Source organism: Bradyrhizobium sp. (genome assembly GCF_030693485.1).
Lineage (GTDB): Bacteria > Pseudomonadota > Alphaproteobacteria > Rhizobiales > Xanthobacteraceae > Bradyrhizobium.
Genome location: NZ_JAUYAN010000086.1, coordinates 1 through 1,849 on the forward strand (window position 1 = coordinate 1; position 1,849 = coordinate 1,849).

2 protein-coding genes are annotated in these 1,849 nt (G+C 63.9%); one reads left to right on the forward strand and one right to left on the reverse strand.

The features are described 5' to 3' along the window. Positions 1-248: 248 nt before the first annotated feature. Entirely contained in the window at positions 249-1,031 is a 783-nt protein-coding gene (pcaD, locus tag Q8N40_RS06425) for a 3-oxoadipate enol-lactonase (protein WP_305711219.1), read from the reverse strand. 197 nt (positions 1,032-1,228) lie between these two features. Here pcaD and Q8N40_RS06430 point away from each other — a divergent pair, with 197 nt between their 5' ends. Further along, complete coding sequence (locus tag Q8N40_RS06430; protein ID WP_305319897.1) at positions 1,229-1,675, forward strand: carbon monoxide dehydrogenase subunit G; 447 nt, start codon at positions 1,229-1,231, stop codon at positions 1,673-1,675. Positions 1,676-1,849 lie beyond the last annotated feature (174 nt).

Here is a 1,849-nt window from a genome sequence, read left to right on the forward strand (position 1 = left end):
CGCTATAATCACCCATGACTCGCCCTCCTTGCGTGAGGCTCTGCCCGGCCTATCCGGGTAACCCTCGCACTCGCATCGAGGGTGAGTCGCCTCCGTTCCGCAAAGGGACATACGGTCTGAGGAGCCGCGCGCGCTTCGCGCTGCGTCTCGAAGGATGGCTGCAGGCTATCTGCCCGATGGTTCGAGACGCGCGCCCGACAGCGCAAGGGCGCCGCCGGACGCGCTCCTCACCATGAGGGAGGTGGGTGTTAGCGCTGCGTCAGGAAACCCACCACGGCGTCGGTGAAGGCGTGCGACTGTTCGACGTTGGAAATATGCGCGGCGTCGAGAATCGTTAAGCTGGCGCCGGGAATCTGGCTGCGGATCAACTCGCCGGCCGCGACCGGCGTCGAGGTGTCGTGGCGCCCGGCAATCACCAGCGTCGGACTTTTGATTTTCGGCAGCATGGCGCGCTGGTCGAGCGTGCTCAGCGCCTCGCAGCAGGCGAGATAGCCCTGCACCGGGGTAGCCATCAGCATGGCCTTCACGTTGGCCGTGATCTGCGGCTCGCGTTCCCTGAAATCGGCGGTCAGCCAGTTCGCGATGACGGTGTCGGCGATCGCCGCAAGGCCGCCTTCCTTGACCGCCTTGATGCGGTTCAGCCAGTTGGTCGGGTCGGGGTAATAGCAGGCGGTATTGGCGAGAATGATCTTGCCGAATCGCTCCGGCGCGTTGGCGCCCAGCCACTGACCGACCATGCCGCCCATCGACAAGCCGCACCAGTGCGTCTTCTCGATGTTGAGGTCGTCGAGGATCGCCAGCACGTCGCGGCCAAAACGCTCCATGGAATAGGGACCCGGCGGCACGCTTGATTTGCCGTGGCCGCGGCGGTCGTAGCGGATCACCCGGAACAGCTGGGTGAGCGCCTTCATCTGCGGCTCCCACATCTGCAGGGTGCAGCCCAGCGAATTCGACAGCATCAGGGTCGGCCCGCCATCGCGGCCCTCGACGGAGACATTGAGCAGGCAACCGTCGGCATCGATCATTGGCATCTTGAATTCCTCGTGACGTGCGCGACCTAACCATTTCCGGCCTTGCTCTGCCAATCCCAAAGCGACGGCGCAAGCCTGCCCTGCGAAAGCCTGTTGCGCTGCGAATATGCCTCGCCCACCGCCATCCCGCCCTTCCTTTTGGGCCTGCCGTGCTTTACTTGGGGATATAACGGGCGAGGCGATCCAGGGAGGCTCTCATGGCCATGACGATGAACGGCGAAGTCCAGCTTGCGGCGCCGCGCGCGGCCGTGTGGACCAAATTGAACGATCCGGAAGTGCTGAAGGCCTGCATCCCCGGCTGCGAGGAGCTGGAGAAAACCGAGGACAACGGTTTTCGGGCGGTCGCCAAGATGAAGGTCGGCCCGGTTTCGGCCCGCTTCAAGGGGCGGGTGACGCTGAGCGATCTCGACCCGCCGAACGGCTACCGGATCTCGGGCGAGGGCGAGGGCGGGGTCGCCGGTTTCGCCAAGGGCGGCGCCACCGTGGCGCTGGCCGACAAGGATGGCGGCACGCTGCTGACCTATAATGTCGAGGCGCAGATCGGCGGCAAGCTGGCCCAGCTCGGCCAGCGCCTGATCAACGGATCGGCCAAGAAGCTGGCCGATGAATTTTTCGCCAATTTCGCCAAGGCGGTGCAGGGCTAACGCCCTTGCCGCCCCGCCAATTCATATCAGCCCATACCCCAGATCAGTGGCTCCCGAGGTTGCTCATTGCCGGGATGGCCCATATTATGGCTTTGGAATGATTTTAATGACTGCGCCGCGGTGCAATGCAGCAGCGCAGATGAAGAGAGTGCTGAATGGCCAAGATTTCGCTGA

What these genes read in the sequence shown, in the direction of transcription:
- pcaD (WP_305711219.1), bottom strand. Translation starts at nt 1,031, where the DNA reads ATGCCAATGATCGATGCCGACGGTTGCCTGCTCAATGTCTCCGTCGAG.
- Q8N40_RS06430 (WP_305319897.1), top strand. Translation starts at nt 1,229, where the DNA reads ATGGCCATGACGATGAACGGCGAAGTCCAGCTTGCGGCGCCGCGCGCG.